At 36.0% G+C, this 19,663-nt stretch carries 31 protein-coding genes; 9 read left to right on the forward strand and 22 right to left on the reverse strand.

Annotation, left to right across the window (positions count from 1 at the left end; genetic code table 11):
* Positions 1–184: 184 nt before the first annotated feature.
* The 7 genes from NYE67_RS11630 to NYE67_RS11660 all read right to left on the reverse strand — a co-directional run bounded on the left by NYE67_RS11630 (position 185) and on the right by NYE67_RS11660 (position 6,024).
* Positions 185–1,801, reverse strand: a complete 1,617-nt coding sequence (locus NYE67_RS11630; protein ID WP_340730162.1) for a thiamine pyrophosphate-binding protein — start codon at positions 1,799–1,801, stop codon at positions 185–187.
* Positions 1,802–2,250: 449 nt separating this feature from the next.
* Positions 2,251–3,075: an inositol monophosphatase family protein gene (locus tag NYE67_RS11635; RefSeq protein ID WP_340730163.1), complete on the reverse strand. Its 825-nt coding sequence runs from the start codon at positions 3,073–3,075 to the stop codon at positions 2,251–2,253.
* A gap of 18 nt (positions 3,076–3,093) precedes the next feature.
* Entirely contained in the window at positions 3,094–3,471 is a 378-nt protein-coding gene (locus NYE67_RS11640) for a cupin (RefSeq protein WP_340728270.1), read from the reverse strand.
* 50 nt (positions 3,472–3,521) lie between these two features.
* A complete protein-coding gene (locus NYE67_RS11645) occupies positions 3,522–4,079 on the reverse strand; it encodes a hypothetical protein (protein WP_191699904.1) in 558 nt (185 codons plus the stop codon).
* A 70-nt stretch (positions 4,080–4,149) separates the two neighbouring features.
* Positions 4,150–4,488, reverse strand: coding sequence for a hypothetical protein (locus tag NYE67_RS11650; protein WP_340728272.1), 339 nt, complete (start codon positions 4,486–4,488; stop codon positions 4,150–4,152).
* A gap of 255 nt (positions 4,489–4,743) precedes the next feature.
* Positions 4,744–5,523 carry a class I SAM-dependent methyltransferase gene (locus NYE67_RS11655; RefSeq protein WP_340728273.1) on the reverse strand — a complete coding sequence of 260 codons (780 nt, stop codon included), beginning with the start codon at positions 5,521–5,523 and terminating at the stop codon, positions 4,744–4,746.
* A 66-nt stretch (positions 5,524–5,589) separates the two neighbouring features.
* Positions 5,590–6,024, reverse strand: a complete 435-nt coding sequence (locus NYE67_RS11660) for a DMT family transporter (protein ID WP_340730164.1) — start codon at positions 6,022–6,024, stop codon at positions 5,590–5,592.
* Between the two features lie 153 nt (positions 6,025–6,177).
* On the opposite strand from NYE67_RS11660, the gene NYE67_RS11665 reads away from it, so the two are divergent.
* Entirely contained in the window at positions 6,178–6,813 is a 636-nt protein-coding gene (locus NYE67_RS11665; RefSeq protein WP_340730165.1) for a phosphatase PAP2 family protein, read from the forward strand.
* Between the two features lie 88 nt (positions 6,814–6,901).
* Here NYE67_RS11665 and NYE67_RS11670 read toward each other — a convergent pair whose 3' ends face one another.
* The 12 genes from NYE67_RS11670 to NYE67_RS11725 form a co-directional block, all read right to left on the reverse strand.
* Positions 6,902–7,312 (reverse strand): hypothetical protein, encoded by a 411-nt coding sequence (locus tag NYE67_RS11670; RefSeq protein ID WP_340730166.1) that lies wholly within the window; start codon positions 7,310–7,312, stop codon positions 6,902–6,904.
* Between the two features lie 100 nt (positions 7,313–7,412).
* Positions 7,413–7,898 (reverse strand): DUF2691 family protein, encoded by a 486-nt coding sequence (locus tag NYE67_RS11675; protein WP_340730167.1) that lies wholly within the window; start codon positions 7,896–7,898, stop codon positions 7,413–7,415.
* A gap of 35 nt (positions 7,899–7,933) precedes the next feature.
* Positions 7,934–8,455: a GNAT family N-acetyltransferase gene (locus NYE67_RS11680; protein WP_340728278.1), complete on the reverse strand. Its 522-nt coding sequence runs from the start codon at positions 8,453–8,455 to the stop codon at positions 7,934–7,936.
* A gap of 100 nt (positions 8,456–8,555) precedes the next feature.
* Positions 8,556–9,344 carry a sulfite exporter TauE/SafE family protein gene (locus NYE67_RS11685; RefSeq protein WP_445683019.1) on the reverse strand — a complete coding sequence of 263 codons (789 nt, stop codon included), beginning with the start codon at positions 9,342–9,344 and terminating at the stop codon, positions 8,556–8,558.
* Between the two features lie 60 nt (positions 9,345–9,404).
* On the reverse strand, positions 9,405–9,632 hold the full coding sequence (locus NYE67_RS11690) for a sulfurtransferase TusA family protein (protein WP_191699911.1): 228 nt from the start codon (positions 9,630–9,632) through the stop codon (positions 9,405–9,407).
* Positions 9,633–9,755: 123 nt separating this feature from the next.
* Complete coding sequence (locus tag NYE67_RS11695) at positions 9,756–10,883, reverse strand: MBL fold metallo-hydrolase (RefSeq protein WP_340728279.1); 1,128 nt, start codon at positions 10,881–10,883, stop codon at positions 9,756–9,758.
* Positions 10,884–10,960: 77 nt separating this feature from the next.
* Positions 10,961–11,356, reverse strand: coding sequence for a DsrE/DsrF/DrsH-like family protein (locus NYE67_RS11700; protein ID WP_339212716.1), 396 nt, complete (start codon positions 11,354–11,356; stop codon positions 10,961–10,963).
* A gap of 1 nt (position 11,357) precedes the next feature.
* On the reverse strand, positions 11,358–11,918 hold the full coding sequence (locus tag NYE67_RS11705; protein WP_340728280.1) for a sulfurtransferase TusA family protein: 561 nt from the start codon (positions 11,916–11,918) through the stop codon (positions 11,358–11,360).
* A gap of 49 nt (positions 11,919–11,967) precedes the next feature.
* Positions 11,968–12,264, reverse strand: a complete 297-nt coding sequence (locus NYE67_RS11710) for a rhodanese-like domain-containing protein (RefSeq protein ID WP_340728281.1) — start codon at positions 12,262–12,264, stop codon at positions 11,968–11,970.
* Between the two features lie 11 nt (positions 12,265–12,275).
* Positions 12,276–12,617, reverse strand: coding sequence for a rhodanese-like domain-containing protein (locus tag NYE67_RS11715; RefSeq protein WP_191699916.1), 342 nt, complete (start codon positions 12,615–12,617; stop codon positions 12,276–12,278).
* Positions 12,618–12,627: 10 nt separating this feature from the next.
* Entirely contained in the window at positions 12,628–13,104 is a 477-nt protein-coding gene (locus NYE67_RS11720) for a DsrE/DsrF/DrsH-like family protein (protein ID WP_340728282.1), read from the reverse strand.
* 52 nt (positions 13,105–13,156) lie between these two features.
* Positions 13,157–13,417: a metal-sensitive transcriptional regulator gene (locus NYE67_RS11725; RefSeq protein WP_340728283.1), complete on the reverse strand. Its 261-nt coding sequence runs from the start codon at positions 13,415–13,417 to the stop codon at positions 13,157–13,159.
* Between the two features lie 189 nt (positions 13,418–13,606).
* On the opposite strand from NYE67_RS11725, the gene NYE67_RS11730 reads away from it, so the two are divergent.
* Entirely contained in the window at positions 13,607–14,077 is a 471-nt protein-coding gene (locus NYE67_RS11730) for a DinB family protein (protein WP_340730168.1), read from the forward strand.
* Positions 14,078–14,132: 55 nt separating this feature from the next.
* Here the strand turns inward: NYE67_RS11730 and NYE67_RS11735 are convergent, their stop codons facing one another.
* Both NYE67_RS11735 and NYE67_RS11740 read right to left on the reverse strand, forming a co-directional pair.
* A complete protein-coding gene (locus NYE67_RS11735) occupies positions 14,133–15,146 on the reverse strand; it encodes a S41 family peptidase (protein ID WP_340730908.1) in 1,014 nt (337 codons plus the stop codon).
* Positions 15,134–15,424, reverse strand: a complete 291-nt coding sequence (locus NYE67_RS11740; protein WP_340730169.1) for a hypothetical protein — start codon at positions 15,422–15,424, stop codon at positions 15,134–15,136. Before NYE67_RS11740 ends, NYE67_RS11735 begins: the two co-directional genes overlap by 13 nt.
* A gap of 216 nt (positions 15,425–15,640) precedes the next feature.
* Here NYE67_RS11740 and NYE67_RS11745 point away from each other — a divergent pair, with 216 nt between their 5' ends.
* The 7 genes from NYE67_RS11745 (at position 15,641) to NYE67_RS11775 (ending at position 19,118) form a co-directional block, all read left to right on the forward strand.
* Positions 15,641–15,832: a hypothetical protein gene (locus NYE67_RS11745; protein ID WP_340730170.1), complete on the forward strand. Its 192-nt coding sequence runs from the start codon at positions 15,641–15,643 to the stop codon at positions 15,830–15,832.
* Positions 15,833–15,876: 44 nt separating this feature from the next.
* Positions 15,877–16,143 carry a hypothetical protein gene (locus NYE67_RS11750; RefSeq protein WP_340730171.1) on the forward strand — a complete coding sequence of 89 codons (267 nt, stop codon included), beginning with the start codon at positions 15,877–15,879 and terminating at the stop codon, positions 16,141–16,143.
* A 5-nt stretch (positions 16,144–16,148) separates the two neighbouring features.
* Positions 16,149–16,703, forward strand: a complete 555-nt coding sequence (locus NYE67_RS11755) for a nucleotidyltransferase family protein (protein ID WP_340730172.1) — start codon at positions 16,149–16,151, stop codon at positions 16,701–16,703.
* 254 nt (positions 16,704–16,957) lie between these two features.
* On the forward strand, positions 16,958–17,182 hold the full coding sequence (locus NYE67_RS11760; RefSeq protein WP_340728287.1) for a spore coat associated protein CotJA: 225 nt from the start codon (positions 16,958–16,960) through the stop codon (positions 17,180–17,182).
* Complete coding sequence (locus NYE67_RS11765) at positions 17,179–17,442, forward strand: spore coat protein CotJB (RefSeq protein ID WP_318245196.1); 264 nt, start codon at positions 17,179–17,181, stop codon at positions 17,440–17,442. Before NYE67_RS11760 ends, NYE67_RS11765 begins: the two co-directional genes overlap by 4 nt.
* Before the next feature lie 27 nt (positions 17,443–17,469).
* Positions 17,470–18,039 (forward strand): manganese catalase family protein, encoded by a 570-nt coding sequence (locus NYE67_RS11770; RefSeq protein WP_191699923.1) that lies wholly within the window; start codon positions 17,470–17,472, stop codon positions 18,037–18,039.
* Positions 18,040–18,149: 110 nt separating this feature from the next.
* Positions 18,150–19,118 (forward strand): HNH endonuclease, encoded by a 969-nt coding sequence (locus NYE67_RS11775; protein ID WP_340728288.1) that lies wholly within the window; start codon positions 18,150–18,152, stop codon positions 19,116–19,118.
* Between the two features lie 92 nt (positions 19,119–19,210).
* Here NYE67_RS11775 and NYE67_RS11780 read toward each other — a convergent pair whose 3' ends face one another.
* Positions 19,211–19,645, reverse strand: a complete 435-nt coding sequence (locus tag NYE67_RS11780) for an NUDIX domain-containing protein (RefSeq protein WP_340730173.1) — start codon at positions 19,643–19,645, stop codon at positions 19,211–19,213.
* Positions 19,646–19,663 lie beyond the last annotated feature (18 nt).

Consider the following 19,663-nt stretch of genomic DNA (forward strand, 5'->3'; position numbering starts at 1 on the left):
TAATCTAGTTTTGATAGTAAGGAAAAATCTAAGAATCTATTCCTTTACTAATTTGTGTTACATTCCTTTGAATACCCTGTGATTATTCACTTTAAACAGTTAAAAGCTATTCTACGCATTGTATTGAAATTATAATATCCTTTATAAGTGAAGTGGTGACCGTTCATTCGATCACCACCTCTTGTTAGTTCGTTTCCGGGAAGAATACTTGGGCTGTACGAACATCTACCAACGTAGGCGCAGTTGTATTAAGTGCCTCTTCCATTACCGATTCCAGCTCAGAATCTGAAGCGGGGCGTAGTCCTTTCCAACCACAAGCTTCTGCCAACTTCACAAAATCTGGGTTGGTTAAATCAACTCCTACTTCTTCCTTCTCAGCTACTTTTAATTTGTCTCTTTCCATTTGCAGACTCTCATTATTTAACACAACGACCGTAATATTGAGTCCATATCGAGTAGCTGTCAATAAATCTGCAAGTACCATTTGGAGTCCGCCGTCCCCGACAATTGCCACTACTTGTTTATCTGGTTGGATAAGCTTGGCCGCCATCGCTGCTGGAAGTCCAAAGCCTAATGTCCGCCAGTAGCCAGAGAATAAAACAGATTGCCCCTTTTGTCGGAAGTTCCGATTCGTCCACACTGTATTATCTCCTGTATCCAGTGCAAGAATGGCATCCGGTTCCACTGTTCTGTCCAAGGCATGCATAATTCGTGAAGGATGGACCGGATAACCTGTAGTACTGCCTTCCTTCTTATTTTGCTCCGCCCATTTTTCTTTAACTTTCTGACAACGAGTCACCCAATCTTCAGAGCGGGAGAATCCTTGCATGCTCTCCAATAAGAATGGTACAACTTCTTCTGTTTTTCCCATGATGCCAAGCTCAGTTGGAATTTCTTTTACAAACTTATCGAATTGGCGGTCAATCTGTATAATCCTTGCATTAGTTGGCACATACCCTTCAGGCCACCAAGTCGTGCCCGCAAGAAGTACCACATCTGCCTCTTTAAATAAATCAGCAGCATAAGGATTACCGCCTTCGCCTATTCCTTGAAGAACGAGCTCTGAAGATTCATTAAATAAGCCTTTGCCACCTAAGCTTGTCAGTATTCCAGCTCCCCACAGATTTGCTAGTGTTTCCAACTCCTCTGATACGGATGTGGCACCTAAGCCTGCCAGAATCATTGGCCGCTTGGCTGTTTTCATAATTCCGATTGCATGTTCTAAGCTTTCTTTCGTAAAATTGGAAGCCCCTTCTATTACATTAGGCAATGGACGCGGCTCACCTTTAGCCGGCATCATGAAAATGTCCTTCGGTATAGATAGATGTGTGACTACCCGCTGTCCGAGTGATGTTCTTGCCGCTTTTTGCAGAACCTCAATCGTCGCATCTGGATTAGCCAGATTAGCAGAATAAGCAGCAAAGGGCTTCATTAGCTCCTGCTGGTCCACATATTGTGGATATTCCGTCCCAATTTTATCGCTTTGGGCCTGTCCTGTAATGGCTAGTACCGGTGCTCTATCAGCATGCGCATCACCAAGTCCATTTAAAAGGTTAGCTGCACCAGGTCCCATCGTTGCGGTGCATACCCCAAGCCCGCCTGTCAGTTTTGCTTCTGCAGACGCCATAAAAGCAGCTGTCGACTCATGCTTAACTGCAATGTATTGTATTTTATCCTGCTTAGCCAGTGCATCTATGAGTCCGAAAGTAGTATCTCCCACTACCCCGTATATCCGTTTAACGCCAAACATAGATAGTTGGTCCAGCATCAATTCACCAACTGTTCTCTCTTTATTATCCATAAAATATGAACCTCCTTGATAGATTTTCTAACTTGCCAGTTAGAGAGCCTATTTATATTTTTCGGCATATTTTATTACTTTCCCAAAATAGCGATAGTTAACCTTCGTTTTTTAATTACTTTGCAAAATGAGAGTTAAGTTAACCCTGTTTGATAGAGAGGTAAAAAAGCTCATTTAGAGCCTGGATGTATGGGATGAGGAAAATGGATTTTTAGTTCAGACATATGATTAAACGTTTAGAGATATTTCAGTATATATTAAAGGACATAACTTATTTGGAGAAAAAGTTATGTCCTTTATTGAGTTTTTATATAAAAAAGCAGTACATCAACATGAGTAAATTCATGGGAATATGTGCAAGCATAGCTAGCTCTAGATTGTACCTCCAATAAATCCACCAAAAGATTAAACCGGCAAAACCATTCCAAAAAATGAACTGTCCATATTTATTAAATAATATGTAAAGATTCTGTAGAGCTATTTAATCCTTTTCGAACCATATCTAAGAAGTAATCCTTATTGTCTGGATGGCAAGCAATTAAGTAAGGTTCATTGCTCATGCCTGTGAAGTCATTTCCTTCAAAGTCAATGACAATTCCCCCCGCTTCTTTTACCATAAGTATGCCGGAATACAAGTCATCCCCTTCAGAGTTATAAAGGATAATTCCGTCTATATCGCCTTTTGCAAGCATACACCACTGCAGAGTAGGAGCCCAAAGTCTCATCATCCTTTTACAATTCACATCGATATATTGTCGTAATATTACAGCCTTTTCATCATTCTGCACTTTGTGACCCTGTATCCAAGCAATCGTAAACTTTTTCGGATGATCTCTCTTCATAACTTTTAATGCTGTATCATTACAAAATGAACCACCGTTAACACTAGATATAAATAACCGATCTACCATCGGTTCATAGATAACACCAAGAACCGGTTCATGTTTATGTAATAGTGTTATAGAAGCAGTAAATACAGGAAGCCCAATGGCAAAATTATTCGTTCCGTCCAATGGATCCACTTGCCATAACCACTCACTCTGTAAGCCATTATCCCCTGCTTCTTCACTATGTATTTTATGGTCAGGAAAAGCACTCGTTAATGCGTTTAATATTACAGCTTCAGCTAAATGATCTACTTCAGTTATTATATCCCCAAAATCATCTTTTTCTTCCATACTCGTAACTTTACCAAAACGCTCTTTTGCTATATTCCCCGCATCCATTACAGCCTTAGTTGCTACTAACCGCGCTTTATTTAATAATTCTTCCATATGAATCTCCTTTTGGCATTAAGAATTCAAACTTTTACTATCATACTTTAGGGGCATAAATAAATTAGGCGTCAGTTCCTTACTTTGAATGACTATAGCCGTTAACCCCTCATCCGTTTTCGTTTCGTGCCATTCGTCTTTCTCCCAAAAAACAGCATCCCCAGTCGAAACTTTAAAATATTCCTCTTTTTCATTCCGAACATAGCCCTCTCCGTTCAAAATTAAAAGGAGTTGAGGAACTACTGCTTGATGATAGCCTATAATTCCATTTTGATTTAAGTGCATACACCCAATGTTCGTTTCTTTAGTTGTTTCAATAATACGGGAAATAATAAAATCCGAATTAAATTGTGAAATCCTTTTGCCACTCTCTTTATTAAATGTATAAAATTCCATGATGACCTCCTAGAAATTTATAAAGCTAAATATGATAAACTGAAAAGCCCTTACTTCTTCTCCTGCTCAATAAACCGGATATTATTTGCTTTAGCTACCCTATAAATTTCACTTTTATCTTCCTGAAGATACTGTTTAGTTACAGGAATGCGAAGTGAACTTCCATCAACTGAAGTAAAGATATATTCTTCATGTGAACCGATGTCGTCAACGTAATATTCGAACACTACCTCTTCAATTTCAGACCATTGAAATGTTTTATCATCGAATAATTTATTTGAAACGACCTGTTCTTTTCCTATATAGGTATAAGTTAAAATCGATAAATAAAAAACAAAGAGGCCACCAGCTATAAAAGCAGTCATGAGGCTATAAGTAAATTTATTCTGTTTAATGATAGGAATCATCAATCCAATAATTAATATTAAACAAGCAGCCATTACTATTCTATAATTTGTACTACCAGGATAGAGTACAATTGTCGATGGATCATAAATAAATGTCTGAACATAGAAAATAGGAAAGATTAGTCCGAAAACAGGTGTACTGATAAGAATTAATATGGCTATTATTGATAAAACTAGACGAGGCGAGTAATTGGTCTTCATTTTAATTCCCCCTTTAATTTAAATATAGATCTAGCATTGTTTCATATAATCACTAAAATTTAACTTGAAATTAGCTAAATGCCCCGAAATAACTTATGAATTTCCCAGTATGTGCATCTAACACAATAGTTGAATTCATTTCAGGTGATTTTATCGACACTTCCCACTGCATTCTATTTAATAATTCATTCCAAAATCCAGATTTTTGTGAAAGATTTACACCTATATTTTCTTCCGGAATTCCTTCCAGCCCATTGAATATTACCGTTCCCCATACTTCTTCATTAGGATTTAATAAATATTTTTCTGCATGAAATAGAGCTGCGTCTGAACTTAGTACGGGTGATTTATAAAAATATATAAAACAAACAGCGACGGAAACAGCTAAAATTAATAATATTTTTTTCAAAAGAATACCACCTTACGTTAACTCTTTATTAGTCCAATGTCTCCCTTCACTATATCTACGGAAAGAAATAAATAAAGTTTCATAAATTTTTACAAAAATGAAATTTATAAGGTGATTCATTCAGCGGATTTTCGTCCCCTTTTTTGTAGGTGAAGGTAGTTATTTAGTACATGACAAAAAAAGTCCTGTACATCGGATACAGGACCTTTCTAGTTATTCTATTTTCAAAATATGTAAGTATAATATGGGAGTGATTTAAACAGTTACTCGAATTACATAACGGGAGAATGTTATAGGCAAGCCTCTTTCTGTAGCATGTTGTTCAAAAATTCTTGCAGTTTTCTGTAAGTCTTTTTTTCTTAATGTTTCATAAATGGAGGGATGCTGCCCAAAACACCGTAACTTTAATATATCTATTGGAGTATGAATAAACTCTGTACTGTTTATAACTTCAATACTGAAATATGAAAAATTACTCAGCTCAAGCCTTTGCTGAATATTATCTAAAATAGGCGTTCCTATTGAATTTTCAAATAGATTAGGGAATAAATTTGGGAGTTCTTGATTTGTATCATCTCCAGGGTGTAAACCTATTATTTTGCCGCCTTTTTTTACGATGTTAGACAGAAGTGGATATGCTGAGGTTGGACCTTTTCTAATATAGGCACAATCAAATTCATTCATTTCAAATGGCAGACTTTCTTTTGTACTGCCTAAAACAAAAGAAACATTTGTTGGTTTATTTTCTAGACCAGCTTTAATGAAATTATTTGTTACATCAAACCCTATTATTTCTTTTGCGACTAAACCATTTTTTTTAGTGAAATCACCATGCCCGCATCCTACGTCTAAAACTTTTTTATTGGTAATTATTTTCGTTACTTCCTCATCAAAAATTGAATCTCCGTTAGGCTCTGAAAGTGTTGATTCCCAGGAGTATGTGTACTTCCCTTGAATATCACTTAATTGTTGGTACCATTCAATGGAATGAGGCCGTAGCCAACTTGAAATTGTTGTGGGATCAGTTAATGACATATTTAATTCCTCCCTTTATAAATGTTGATGTATTTATCAATGGCCCTAAATCCTAAAAATTCGTCATTACGCTTTATTAAACAAATATATTCCAACAAACATCAACGCAAGGGCAATGAATTTAGTCGTATTTAGCGGAAATACTTCCCCACCAAACAGTCCAAAATGATCAATAATTGCACCGACCACAATCTGACCAATAACAACTGCCATAAGGGTAGCGGCAACACCAATAAGGTTGACAGAAAAAATGTTAACGACAATGAATAATGCACCTAGTAATCCACCGATTAATTGCCATTTTGGTACATTAAATACATTTAAAAAATTACCTTTCCCAAAAAAGAAAGCTAAAAAGAATAGCGCAAGCGCCCCCACCAAGAATGAAGTAGTCGCACCTTCCAATATGCCAACTTTTTTACTTAACTGTGCATTTATCTGACTTTGTATAGCAACTGCCGCACCACCGATCAGTGCTAAAAACGCGATTATTAATTTCATCCTCAACATTCCTCCATTGTCTATATCATGTTGATTTCAATTAAACATTTTAATATTCCTTTGTAATTTGGAATACCCATTCGTGTTAAATAATAGTATATTTCATTCAAACTAAGCCATAATAAGATCTATTTCCAAAAATGGAGGACACAAGTGCAAAGGAATAAAAAAATAAACAAAATGCCATATGTGTTAGCAGTTTGTTCTTTCGTTGTATTCTGTATTTTATGGGGTACGTATCAAACATCATTCATTCAAGCTTTTGACAGTAAAGCATCGGATTTATTATTGGGCAATAAATTTATTACAATGTTTCATTATATAGGTGAAACTAAGTTTATTTTTGCTGTTACAATCGTTTTATGGATTTTTATGTTGCTTCGTAAAAAAGACCTTAAATTAATAGTCTTTGTTATTTTCTCTGTAGGTGGCGGATATGCATTATATCATTTATTAAAACGCATAATTGAACGGCCTCGTCCGGATATTGTGGATCAATTCTCAACTTATAGCTTTCCCTCAGGTCATGCAGTGCATGGTTTGCTATATTTACTTACTATCGCCTATGTATTGAACCGAGTCATCACTTCTAAGAGCACGTCGCTTATCATTTGGATCATAGCCATCCTATTGGCTATATTAATTGGGCTTTCTCGTATAGCAGAGGCTCGTCATTTTGCTTCTGATGTGATTGCAGGCTGGTTGCTTGGCTATAGCTGGTTTATTCTTTCCTTATGGTGGCTTAAAAGTGAAAATCCTTATTGGGGAAATAATAAAATTGAAAATTAATTATACAAAGGGTCCTAATGGATTCTTTTTTTTGTTATAACCTTGTTCAAAGCCGTTTTTCATTTACTCACAATTAACTGCCTCATCATCATCGCTCTATATAAATAATATCATTTGAAGGTTCAAGATACTCTTTATCACCTAACGAGAAAGTAGTTTTTAAACGTTCAATTTCTGCATATTGAACTGCTTTACCTTGATTTAAGAAGACCAATAAGTAAATATCATCTCTTAAACCAATGTTACTTGGCTCCTTGAAATCAACGCCCAGCTGCTTTTCAATATTTGCTTGCGTTGTATAAGGTTGAATTAAATAAGCCTTATCCCATTTAAAATCTACAAAAGAATCGATATAGTGTGCGCTAGTGCTATTATCAGATACCATAATAATGGACGAATGAAGTTTTTCTTCAAGTTCTGTATTTCGTTTTAAGCTGCTATCGTTGCATCCCATTAGTAATAACAAGGAAAACAAAACAATTCCCATTTGTTTTATCAATATATTAATCTCCTTTTATGTAAATAGACGCTAATTCTTGTTTAAGAACCGCGCCCTTTATTTTAGTTATGGAGCAAAATTCGCTAGACCTGTAAAAATGTTAGATTGTTAAATGTGGCGGTGGAAATGCATGATCTTCATTTATAATTTTAATACTTGTACACCCTTTATTGTATGCGTTTTCAACAAATTGCTGAATCATTAACTCATCTTTTAAATAAATTGAAACAAAACCTGTGTCCATTATGATTATGGCGAGTTGGCAAGAACTAATCTCAAAATCATGAAAATCTAGAATATCTACTATATCTTCTTTTACAAGGAAAGCTTTAAGAGCTGCAGTGATTACATAATGCCTCGTAGTAGTTATACGTTCTCTGAACTCTTCCCCGGTAAGTACCAACTCATCTACACTAAATAAAGGGGTTAAAATTCTGTTATACCCTTCCCCCTCTACTTGATAATTTTCGCCGCCATCACTATGCCAATACCAAGTTGGATCAATTACATCTAATAATAAATCTGATAACAAGTAATCTGAATGAATGGCATCATTCACAAAAAAACTTACACCTATTTGCTTCATTATAACCTTCCCCCTGGTTATCTTTCCTGTGTATACTATTTAATCGTTGTCCACTCTTCATCCAAAATCGCGTAATAATACTCATCCCACCACTCGGCTCCGTTCGGAATACACTTTTTGTAATGCCCTTCTCTTCTCATGCCGATTTTCTCCATCACACGGTATGAAGGCGTATTTTCAGGCTGACAGGTTGCGATAATTCGATGTAATTTCATTTTTTCAAAGCCATATGCTAACATTGCTTTTGCAGCTTCTGACGCATAGCCCTGATTATAAAATTTCGGATTGAACACCCAACCAATCTCATATGTATGATCACCAAAATATTTGCCAAAAAAGATATGTCCAATCAAAATGTTTTCTTCTTTTAATACGACAGCGTATTTTTCAGCTTTCTCCCCTATATTTTGCGTAATAAATTCTTTTGCAGCTTCTTTTGTAAAAACGCCTTCAGGTATATATTTCATGACAAGGTTATCGGATGTATATTCAAATACTGCCTGTTCATCCTCCCGCTCAAATTCTCGTATATACAATCGTTCCGTTTCAATCCACATTTTTTTAACCTCCTTACCCTCTACTCTTTTAATTATTTCGACATGTAAATAATGATTACCTCTTAATAAAAAAGTGAAGCGCAAGTATACGCTCCACCTCCTATTGTTGAAAAATATCAACCCATATTTTAATTGCAGTTGCACCAATCATCACTGCAAGTAGCCATTGTAGCATTTTCACGTTCATTTTCTGCCCAACTTTTGCACCTAATGGAGCAGCGATAATACTTGCAATAATCATTATAAAAGCCGGCCAATATTCGACTTGACCAGTCATCACTTTCCCGATACTGCCGCCGATTGACGAAATAAAAGTAATCGCTAAACTAGTCGCAATTGTCACGCGTGTTGGGATTTTAAGGATCGTCAGCATAATCGGCACAAGTAAAAATCCACCTGCTGCTCCGACAATTCCTGAGCCTACTCCGACAACAAGTGCAAGCGAGCTGGCTAATACCTTATTAAATGTAATCTCTTTACTATCTTCAACCGTTTTCCGTGGAATGAACATCATTATAGCTGCGATTCCGGCTAATATACCATAAACGATATTGACGGCATCTTCTGATAAAAAACCAGATCCGTAACTACCGATAAAACTACCAATTAAAATCGCGGCACCCATGTATATGATTAAGTCCTTGTTTAACAATCCGCTTTTACGATAAGCCCAAACTCCTGCAATCGAAGCAAATAATACTTGTACAGCACTTATCCCTGAAACTTCATGAGCAGTAAATGCGACTAGACCAAACATTGGTGGGATATAAAGTAACAATGGGTATTTAATAATCGAACCGCCAACACCGAGCATGCCGGAAATAAATGAGCCGACAAACCCGAGTGCAAAAATGACCGCTATAAATGCGAACGATAAATCGATTTCCATATAAATGCCTTCTTTCGAAAAAAATATAGCGAGTAGAACTTCTCTCTACTCGCTATTTTTTTATGCTTTTTGGATGTAGAAGTACAGTACGCCTGCTTCTTCTTTTTGTTCTACGATTGTGTGACCACCAGCACCAGCCCATGCAGTAAAGTCATTCAGTGCACCTTTGTCTGTTACTAATACTTCTAAAATTTCACCTGAATTAATTGTGTCGATAGTTTTTTTCGTACGTACGATTGGCATTGGGCAAGCTAAGCCTTTTGCATCTAAAGTTTTTGCGATATTCATATTGGTTTCCTCTATTCTTAAAAATGATTTTTGTAAGCGATTTTCTTATTTACCGTACAAAACGGTTGCTTGCCTCTTGAGCACGAGGCAAGCGATAGGTATAACATTTTATTTATGAATGAATTAACGTACTGCGCAACGATTTGGTCCAATTTCCATTTCCGTTTGCTCTTCATCACTAGGTGTCACTTTCCCCATGTTTACAATACGGATTTCCTGATAAGCATTTGGCTGTGGCGGTAAGTTATCTGTTACCATTGAACGGAATACTGCTTCGTCCTCCACATTTAAACCATGGTTTTCAGCGAATAAGTCACCAAGGCGTTTTGCCACTGTACCATCTTCATTCAGCTCTTCAATAATCATAAAGTGAGCAGGTAATACGATTAAGTCCTCTGCTAATGTGCGATAGCGTTTATATAATGTTTCGCGTAAATCACCAACCCAGTCCTCAGCTAAACCAGCTAAGTCCGGACGACCGATTGAATCGATGAATAAAATGTCACCTGTTAATAAATATTTACCATCAATTACGAAAGATGTTGAACCGATTGTATGACCTGGCGAATACATCGCGCCTACTTCAATTTGTGATGCACCTAAATGTACTGTTAATCCATCTGTTAAAGGTGTATAGTCAAACACTACTTCTTCCGCATCTTTTGGCGGCAAGTAGTATGTTGCACCAGTTTCAGCTGCGATATGACGTCCACCGGAAATGTGATCAGCGTGCAGATGTGTATCGAATACATGTTTAATCTCTACACCTTTTTCTTTTGCAAAGTCTGTAAATACATCTGTAAAGCGTACCGCATCGATTATTGCAGCTTCTCCGCCATTAATCGCCATGTAAGAAAGACAGCCTTTACCTAAACGGACAAATTGGTATAGCTCGCCACCATTTTTTAGGTCGCCCACTTTGATTGGCTCAAGGTACATTGACCATGATTTCATCCCACCTTGAAGATAAGCCACTGTAAGGCCTGCATCCGACAGCATTTCCGCGATCATAATAGAAGAACCTTCCTTCGCACATACGACTAAAACTTCTTTATCTTTAGAAATCTTCGGTAAAATCTCTTCTACTCCATCCAAAAGATCGAAGTAAGGAATATTTAAGTATTCGAATTGATGTCCTTCAATTTTCCAATCTTCAAATGCATCTGTATTACGTACGTCTAAAATAAATAATTCTTTGTTCTCGATTACTTTGCGTGCAACTTGTGCCGCTGTCCAAGCTGTTACTGTCATATCAAGTACCCCCATAGGTATTATTTTATTTAAAATTTTTTAGGCTCTAGTAGCAAGTTGCTACTAAAACCTTAAGATTAAAATGTTAAAGTTGGTGCTGCATCCTTCGCATATTCCAAGAATGTTACAGCGCCACCTACACTAATTCCATCTACGAAATCTTCTTTTGTTAAACCCATTACGTCCATTGTCATTTGGCATGCGATGAATTGTACGCCTAAATCTTGTGCCATCTCCACTAATTGTGGAATTGCTGGGACATTTGCATTGGCAAACCCTTGTGCAAAGTGCTCTTTGCCAGCTGGCATTTCAAGTGCATGCATACCTTGTTTATGAATTAGATTCAAGCCTTCAAATGTAAAGAAAATTTGAACTTCTTTTTCTGACGCTGCTGCTGCAGTGGCAATATTAAATACTTTATATGCATCGAAAAGTCCACCGTTTGCTGCGATAATCGCTACTTTGTTTGACATATTATTCAACCTCTCTCTGTAGTTCGCCTTCATACCCTGTCATACCAGGTAAGACGTTATAAACTTTTGTAAAGCCTGCTTCAGATAATTGCTGAGCTGCTAAATCTGAGCGTGTCCCTGTACGGCAAATAACATAAATAGTTTGTGCCTTGTCCAGTTCATTCATACGCTCTGATAACTCACCCATTGGGATTGATTTTGCGCCTGGAATATGACCGAAAGCATATTCCGCTGCTTCACGCACATCTAAAATAATGCCATCTTCTTTTATAGCTGCTTCATTTGAAATCGTTTTTTCATACGACTTCTCCGCTGCTTTGCTTACATCTGGATTGCATTTTCGGATATAGTGATAAAATACGCCATTTTCTTCATTAGTCCCAATGTATTGATGACCAACTGTTTTTGACCAAGCTGCTAAATCCGCTACAGAACCTTTATCTGTTGCCTGAATTTCCAATACTTGACCTTCTTCTAAATTACCCATTGCTTTCTTTGTTTTGACAATAGGCATCGGGCAAGCTAAGCCCTTTGCATCGAGCTGTACATCTGATTTAATCATATGAATCCTCCATCCATACCTAACAGGGTATATTTTCGTTTAAAATTTTTTATTTTACTTCGCCAGTCCACTCAAGCATACCGCCAGCCATATTCGTTACATTAAAACCTTGAGACTCTAAATATGCTGTAGCTTGACCACTGCGACCGCCAGAACGGCATACCATAATATATGGTGTTTTTTTATCCAATTCATTCATGCGGAATTCAAGTAACCCTAAAGGTATATGTTTAATCCCTGGAATGTGACCTGACTCTACTTCATCTACTTCGCGAACATCGATTAAATGTACCGACTCGCCTGCTTCTAACTTTTTCTTTACTTCTTCTGGTAAAATGGTTTTCATGTTAATTCCTCCTAATATGCGCTCATACCGCCACGGACATTCGTCACATTTTCAAATCCTTGTTTTTTTAATTGTTTACAAGCCTGACTAGATCGCATACCACTTTGACAAATCACAACAATTTCCTTATCCTTTGGCAATTTAGAAAAGTCAGAGCCTAGTGGGATGTTTTTAAATTGCTTGATATTACGTGCTTTGTACTCACCTGGTGTACGAACATCAATAAATACTTTATTACGATCATTAATCATTGTTTTAAGTTGAGCTGTCGATATAGTATTTACTCCTTTTGTCGGCTTCATACGCCAAACAAAAAATGCAACAATTACTGCAATTAGAATTACTATTTCCATAAGTCACCTCTTAAATGAATAGATTTACGTTTCCTTCTTCCGCATCTGCTAAGTATGCTGCAACACCCGCGTACTCTATGCCATCTAATAATTCCTCTTTTTGAAGACCTAATAAATCCATTGTCATCGTACATGTAACAAGCTTAATATCCTGTTCTTGTGCCATTTCAACCAATTGTGTCAACGTTAACGCATTATGCTTTTTCATAACATGCTTAATCATTTTCGGTCCCATACCTAGCATTTGCATTTTTGATAAGCCAAGCTTTTCAGCGCCACGAGGCATCATTTTTGCAAACATTTTTTCTAAAAATCCTTTTTGTACGGCTACTGGCTCTTGTTTTCGTAAAGCATTGATACCCCAGAACGTATGGAATATTGTTACCTCATGATCATATGCTGCTGCACCATTCGCAATAATATAAGCTGCCATTGCCTTATCATAATCACCGCTGAATAAAACGATGGTTGTTCTTTTCTTTTCCAATTTATTGTCCCCTTACCCCTATAGGTATATTTTATGTTAAAAATAAAAAGTCTTATCGACTTTTTACTAATAAATCTACTGCCTGTTTAACGATTGCATTTTTATCTACTGTTTCTGCATCTTCCTTTGAAAGACACTCCACTAGATTATCTGTTACAATAACACCAATAGTTCGGTCAACAGCAGAACGCACAGCACTTAGCTGAGTGATGACATCTTTGCAATCCTTCTCTTCTTCCATCATCCGTAAAATGCCTCGAAGCTGACCTTCCATCTTTTTCATGCGTGCCAGCACCTTTGGATCGTATTGCATATGCTCACCTCTTTTTTAAATGTTTTTATTAGCTTGACCTCATCTTACTACCCCACAGGGTATGTGTCAACTGTTTATATATTTTAATTTTGTAATGGTTTTTTATTACACTATACATATTGTTCCAATATATCAACCAGTAAGTTATAATTCTTTTAGATTTTCTATTTTGATAAGACGAGGTGGAAGATGTTATCTTTATTCCAATATAACTGGCAAGTACGTGAAGACTGGCTGCAGTGGTGTGAGACACTACCTGTAGAAGAGTTTCATAAAGAGCGTACAGGCGGAATGAAAAGTATTCGGGAAACATTAATACATATAGTAGATTGTGAACTATTATGGTTAAATTCAATGCTTGAATCAAAAATTGTTTTTGAAGCACGTAAAGAAATTGACGATTTAAATGCAGTTAAAGCTTACTCTACTTTTGTGAAAGCACATACGGAAAGATTCATTAAACATTTACCTTCTGACTATGAGAATGTAATTGTTAATGTAACACGGCGCGACAAAACTATTCTGCATTTTACTCAAAAAAAGATATTGGCCCATATCATCACACATGAAGTCCACCACATCGGTCAATTATCCATCTGGGCAAGAGAAATGCAGCTAAAGCCTGTTTCTTCAGATTTGATTATGAGGAATTATGAGTAGGGCTACAAATATTGTAACCCTACAGAAAACTTCTCAAATATATCCGATAATTTATTTAAATATTCTTCAAGACAAACTTACTTTCCAATATTTCTAATGCTCGTTCTAAATCCTTATCAGCTTTTATAAACTCTGGAGTCCAAACTACATGAACATCTGGTTTTATACCTGTTCCAAAAATAGGATGGTGCTCTGTCAAAGTTGATAATTTTGAAACTGGATAATGTAGTGCATATTTATTTCCCCAATTTTTAATAACTAAATCGCTATAATCGTTGATTCCCATTGTTGCCCGACCTATGGTTACGACTTTTGATGATTCAGCACTTCCCTCAACAAATGATTCTGCCGCACTTGCTGTATTTTCATCCATTAAAATAATAACGTTTTTCGGATTAGCAGTTCCCTCAAACTCCCTTTGCATAACTCCTACAATCTGAGAAAAATCAAATTCCACAAATCCATTTCCACGGTTGTCTTCAAACATAGTTTCAGCAAATTTAAGCATATTTCGTGTATTATCGTCTAATTCTAAATCGCGGTATAAATTACAAAGCTCGATAAATAAATCAACATTTCTTTCCGTACAATTGAATAGACGAACTGGTATATTATTATTTGGCGTTTCGCCAGGGGCAAACATTAATGGCTCTAACGCGGAAATCGTTGTCGCATCACCACCCCCATTATTTCGTAAATCAATAATTAGATTTGGCAAAGATTTAAAATTATCTATAGCTGTTTTTAACAAAGCGATTATTTTATCACGATCAACTAAATTAGGAAGTTTAATATAATAAGTATTTTCATTTAATAATTTTTGTTCAAATATTTCTTCAGTATAACTAAAATCATATTTGGCTAATTCAAAGTTAATCGTTTCATTCTTTTTGTTAATATATTGAATAGAGGAAGCATTATTTAAAATCGTATTCCAACGCTGTCTTTCAGGAATGGATTCTTGGAGTCTCTTTTGGTTAGAAAGACTAATTTCTTTTACGGGAACATGATCAATTGAAAGAATTTTATCACCAATGCTTAAGCGCTTTTCTTGATTTAATGTAATGATGAATAATGCTTCATCGTACCATTTAACGCTAAATCCACATGTTTTTTTATTAAAAGTATATTTTGATCAACAGTGAAATACATATGTTTATCATTAAAATCTAATAAATATTCGTTTACTAATTGGCTAAATGATTCATCTTCTAACTTATCATCTCTTTCTAATAATTCAATAGTTCGCAAATAATGATCCGGTCTATCCCACCCTTTTTTATCCAAATATCCCGCATAATCATGGTGAGTAATTGTAAGTAGTTCCTTAAAAATTTCTGTATACATAGAATTCCTCCTAGAATTAGGTGTTTCTGTTCAACGAACGATCCATTATAAAACATAACAAAAATGTAATTTTTATACAATTAAATCCCTATGTGTTTTTAACATGAAGTAACTCTATCTTCTCGTATTTTTGGAATACCGATATTAATTCAGATGATTTAATGGTAAAATTTGAGATCAGTAATTAGATACATGAAGGATGGGGGGAATAATTTAATGGGAACAATCTTTTTCTTGTTTTTGCTTTATATCGTTATATTTCTTGCAGTAAAACATGGAATCAATTATTCGTATATTGGTCAATTAGCTAAAAATAAGTTTCCCGATGAAATAGAAGCTAAAAATACAGAAGTAGTAAGTGATGAGGAAATCGAACGCGAATTGCAGAAGCAATCAGATAAAGATTAAAGTATGTTAAAATCCTCAAATAAATAATACGGAGGAATAAACTTATGACTAACAGCACATCCAGCGGAGCAACTGTTCTAAATATAGGAGATATATTGGCAACACTCCTTATGTTGGGGGCTATGGCGCTTTCTTTTATTTTTGTTACTTTCTTATATAAATCGTTTAAGAAAAACGCGAATCGAGCAGAGGAACGATTCAGCGGTGAAAAACAAGAAATACTTAATTTACAAAAACAAATAGATGAATTGAATGAACGTCTAGGTAAAGTTGAAAATGGAAATACGATTGATACTAACCAAAGGAGATAACCTTTTTGAATTATGAATTAGAGCTGACTAAAATCATAAAATCGGACGATGTATTTATGTCAATTTTAAAAAACGTACAGGCCTTACAATTAAACGATTGCTGGGTTGCAGCTGGCGTTATTCGAAATAAGGTTTGGGATTATTTACATAACTTACAAACAGAAATAAACGATATTGACGTCATTTATTTTGATAAATCCGATCGTTCAACAGAGACGGAAAAGTTCTTGGAATCCAAGTTGCAACATATAATGCCCACTCAACCTTGGTCGGTAAAAAACCAAGCAAGAATGCATATTAAAAATAAAGTCTCTCCTTATTTATCTTCATTTGATGGTGTAGCCCATTTTCCTGAAACACCTACAGCAATTGCTGTCCGTCTAAATAATGAGAAGATAGAGATTATGGCTCCTTATGGATTGGGCGATTTATTTGAAGGCATAGTTAGACCTACCCCTCCATTTAACCGAAACTCCAATCTACATACTATTTATTTAAATCGAATACAAAACAAAAATTGGTGTTCGATTTGGCATAATTTAATTATAAAATCAGAATAGCGTTACCACAGTCAATGTTTTCCCTGACACGCGTTATATAAAATTCAGCTCACACCTAGGCTACACAAAGCACAAATTGCTTTATAGGTGATTTGTGCGCACTTCTAACTTGCTTCATCTTATAAAATTCCATGAATAACCATAAAATTACACCATTCTCCCTGAAAATACATGATTAAACAAGCACGGGATTCATTATTTTTATTTCTTAACATACACTTAAATGATACACACTACCCTGAGAGGAGCGTTTTGTGTTTACACAATATAAATACTGGAAACCGTATATTAGCCCGAACGACCCGTGCAAACCTATTGAAGTGAAAAGCTATTCTACTCCCCCACAACTTTACATCGGATTTCAACCTAGTGGATTACCCCAATTTCAAACAGCTAAAGAAGCTTTAATGCATGGTACCCTATGGCCTCAGCTATTTAGTCCATATCCTAATCCTGAAAAAAGGAATGAATCATCGTGAGCAAACAAATGCCCCCTGAATTTTATACCCTTCTGGAGGAAATTCAGGCAATTGATTTTGTCATTGTTGAGTTAAACCTTTATTTAGACACCCACCCTGATGATTTTGAAATAATTCAGCAGTTTAATGACTTCACGGAACAAAGTATGAAATTAAAAATCCAATTTGAGCAAAAATTTGGTCCTTTAATGAATTTTGGCAGAAGTTATTCCAATTATCCATTTAACTGGGTGGATACCCCATGGCCTTGGCAAGTTTAAAAGCTACTTTTATTAGGAGGAAGATGTGTGTGGTATTATGAAAAGAAATTGCAATACCCGGTAAAGGTTAGTACGTGTAATCCAACGCTTGCAAAGTATTTAATCGAACAGTATGGGGGAGCTGATGGGGAGTTAGCTGCCGCACTCCGGTATATGAATCAACGCTATACACTTCCAGATAAAGTAGTCGGTCTTTTGACAGATATTGCCACAGAAGAATTTTCTCACCTTGAGATGATCGCAACGATGATTTACAAGCTCACAAAAGATGCTACTCCTGAACAAATGAAAGAAGCAGGTCTAGCTGACCATTACGTCAATCATGACAAAGCCCTATTCTATCAAAATGCTGCCGGAGTACCTTTTACCGCTTCCTATATCCAGGCAAAGGGAGATCCGATTGCCGATTTGTATGAAGATATCGCTGCAGAAGAAAAAGCCCGCGCTACGTACCAGTGGATCATTGATATGTCGGATGACCGTGACTTAAATGATAGTTTAATTTTTTTAAGAGAACGCGAAATTGTCCATTCGCTGCGATTTAGAGAGGCTGTAGAAATTCTAAAAGATGATCGTGATACAAAGAAGATTTTCTAACTGCTAACAGTAACCCATCTGAGCCTTAAACTCTAAGATGGGTTTTTTTATATAAAATTATCACCTTTATTGTATAATAACCCCATATATTAAATTAGTGAGGTGAAGTCATGTCCTGGAAACTACAAGTCGCAGAAATGAAGAAAACTTATGTAACCGACCAGGAAGCCTGGAATACACTTCACCATTTCTTTTATCATGGGAAAACGACAACAACCTATAAGTATGGATTTTTTAAAGCTTTATTAGAGGCGTGTATAACTGCCAATGAACATAATGAAATTTCCTATGACTCAATTTTTTATTCGTTTACGAAAATTTATTGGAATCTTGTCATTGATCATGGTCTTTGGCAATCCAATACTCGTACCCAGCCATCTAGTGTTCAAAAAGAAATCGATAAATTTGCCCAACAAAATGCTATACCACCCCATTGGAATTTTGAAAAGCTGACAGATACACAGAAAATTGAGCTCATTCAAAAAGTGAAGCAAGTAGGGAAAAAATATGTCATTGGTGCACTCTACGGAGACTTTAACGGAGAGATCTATACGTTTGATTTAAAGCGGGAATATTTACAGCTTCACCCTAAATATTTATTATTTCTACAAACGTATAAACGCATTTTAACGAATGTGACAAATTATCAATTGGCTCTATTCCTTGAAAAATTTAACGAACTCGAAAAAGTACAAAGTTTATTGACGAAAGTTGAATTCATTACAGAACGCCAGTCATTAAAGGCTTTTGAACGTTTATTGCAACAAGCAGGTGTGACGGCTTGCTTTTATTGTAATAAAACACTGCACTCGAAAACACATGTCGATCACTTTATTCCTTGGAGCTATTTCCAAAATGATTTGCTCTGGAACTTTGTTCTCGCTTGCCCCACATGTAATACACGAAAAAGCGATAAATTGGCCGCTCCTCAATATCTTAATAGCTTAATCGAAAGAAACGAGGCATTACTTAATCAAGAAATTTTAAAAGACAACTTGAATCATTACAATGCAGCTAAGCTTGAACAGCTGTATACGTTCGCCGAGAATAATGGGATTGGAGGCGGGTGGATGCCTTAATTGAAAATGCCGAAGCGCTAATATTACCGGCTTTGGCACTTCATTATGTGCTATGTAAGTAAAAGAGAAGACGGTTTCCAAGCACTTATCCATTACAAACTATTTAAATACTGTTTCACTAAGTATAAATGATGTTCATGGAAAAGGCGCTCCTCCAGTTCGTTAAAAAATACCCAGCGCACCGGTTCAATTTCAACAGGTTCCGCAACCTTTTCCAATAGTTCACAAGCATACAATATGCCGATATTATGCTGAGAGTCCTTTGGATATTTTGTTGAAACCCAATGTCTTTCGGCCTCCCCTATATATTTTACAATTTCGACTTTATAGCCTGTTTCCTCTATACACTCTCTTAACAGTGCCTGCTCTGAAGTTTCACCAGCCTCAATACCTCCACCTGCCAGAAACAAATACCCATTCACTTCTTCCGCACATAAAAATTGCCCTTTTTCATTTTGAATAACAGCATAAGCTCCCGTTCTTTTACAATAATTTAAATCATCATTTCGTTTACCAAAAGTTTTCATTGTACCCCTACTCTCTGC

Origin of the sequence: Solibacillus sp. FSL W8-0474, from assembly GCF_038004065.1 — a bacterium.
Classification (GTDB): domain Bacteria; phylum Bacillota; class Bacilli; order Bacillales_A; family Planococcaceae; genus Solibacillus; species Solibacillus faecavium.

Excerpts from the sequence above, each read along its gene's own strand:
- NYE67_RS11630 (WP_340730162.1), bottom strand. The coding sequence starts at position 1,801 with ATGGATAATAAAGAGAGAACAGTTGGTGAATTGATGCTGGACCAACTA.
- NYE67_RS11635 (WP_340730163.1), bottom strand. The coding sequence starts at position 3,075 with ATGGAAGAATTATTAAATAAAGCGCGGTTAGTAGCAACTAAGGCTGTA.
- NYE67_RS11640 (WP_340728270.1), bottom strand. The coding sequence starts at position 3,471 with ATGGAATTTTATACATTTAATAAAGAGAGTGGCAAAAGGATTTCACAA.
- NYE67_RS11645 (WP_191699904.1), bottom strand. The coding sequence starts at position 4,079 with ATGAAGACCAATTACTCGCCTCGTCTAGTTTTATCAATAATAGCCATA.
- NYE67_RS11655 (WP_340728273.1), bottom strand. The coding sequence starts at position 5,523 with ATGTCATTAACTGATCCCACAACAATTTCAAGTTGGCTACGGCCTCAT.
- NYE67_RS11660 (WP_340730164.1), bottom strand. The coding sequence starts at position 6,024 with ATGAAATTAATAATCGCGTTTTTAGCACTGATCGGTGGTGCGGCAGTT.
- NYE67_RS11675 (WP_340730167.1), bottom strand. The coding sequence starts at position 7,898 with ATGAAGCAAATAGGTGTAAGTTTTTTTGTGAATGATGCCATTCATTCA.
- NYE67_RS11680 (WP_340728278.1), bottom strand. The coding sequence starts at position 8,455 with ATGTGGATTGAAACGGAACGATTGTATATACGAGAATTTGAGCGGGAG.
- NYE67_RS11685 (WP_445683019.1), bottom strand. The coding sequence starts at position 9,344 with ATGGAAATCGATTTATCGTTCGCATTTATAGCGGTCATTTTTGCACTC.
- NYE67_RS11690 (WP_191699911.1), bottom strand. The coding sequence starts at position 9,632 with ATGAATATCGCAAAAACTTTAGATGCAAAAGGCTTAGCTTGCCCAATG.
- NYE67_RS11695 (WP_340728279.1), bottom strand. The coding sequence starts at position 10,883 with ATGACAGTAACAGCTTGGACAGCGGCACAAGTTGCACGCAAAGTAATC.
- NYE67_RS11700 (WP_339212716.1), bottom strand. The coding sequence starts at position 11,356 with ATGTCAAACAAAGTAGCGATTATCGCAGCAAACGGTGGACTTTTCGAT.
- NYE67_RS11705 (WP_340728280.1), bottom strand. The coding sequence starts at position 11,918 with ATGATTAAATCAGATGTACAGCTCGATGCAAAGGGCTTAGCTTGCCCG.
- NYE67_RS11710 (WP_340728281.1), bottom strand. The coding sequence starts at position 12,264 with ATGAAAACCATTTTACCAGAAGAAGTAAAGAAAAAGTTAGAAGCAGGC.
- NYE67_RS11715 (WP_191699916.1), bottom strand. The coding sequence starts at position 12,617 with ATGGAAATAGTAATTCTAATTGCAGTAATTGTTGCATTTTTTGTTTGG.
- NYE67_RS11725 (WP_340728283.1), bottom strand. The coding sequence starts at position 13,417 with ATGCAATACGATCCAAAGGTGCTGGCACGCATGAAAAAGATGGAAGGT.
- NYE67_RS11730 (WP_340730168.1), top strand. The coding sequence starts at position 13,607 with ATGTTATCTTTATTCCAATATAACTGGCAAGTACGTGAAGACTGGCTG.
- NYE67_RS11740 (WP_340730169.1), bottom strand. The coding sequence starts at position 15,424 with ATGTATACAGAAATTTTTAAGGAACTACTTACAATTACTCACCATGAT.
- NYE67_RS11745 (WP_340730170.1), top strand. The coding sequence starts at position 15,641 with ATGGGAACAATCTTTTTCTTGTTTTTGCTTTATATCGTTATATTTCTT.
- NYE67_RS11750 (WP_340730171.1), top strand. The coding sequence starts at position 15,877 with ATGACTAACAGCACATCCAGCGGAGCAACTGTTCTAAATATAGGAGAT.
- NYE67_RS11775 (WP_340728288.1), top strand. The coding sequence starts at position 18,150 with ATGTCCTGGAAACTACAAGTCGCAGAAATGAAGAAAACTTATGTAACC.
- NYE67_RS11780 (WP_340730173.1), bottom strand. The coding sequence starts at position 19,645 with ATGAAAACTTTTGGTAAACGAAATGATGATTTAAATTATTGTAAAAGA.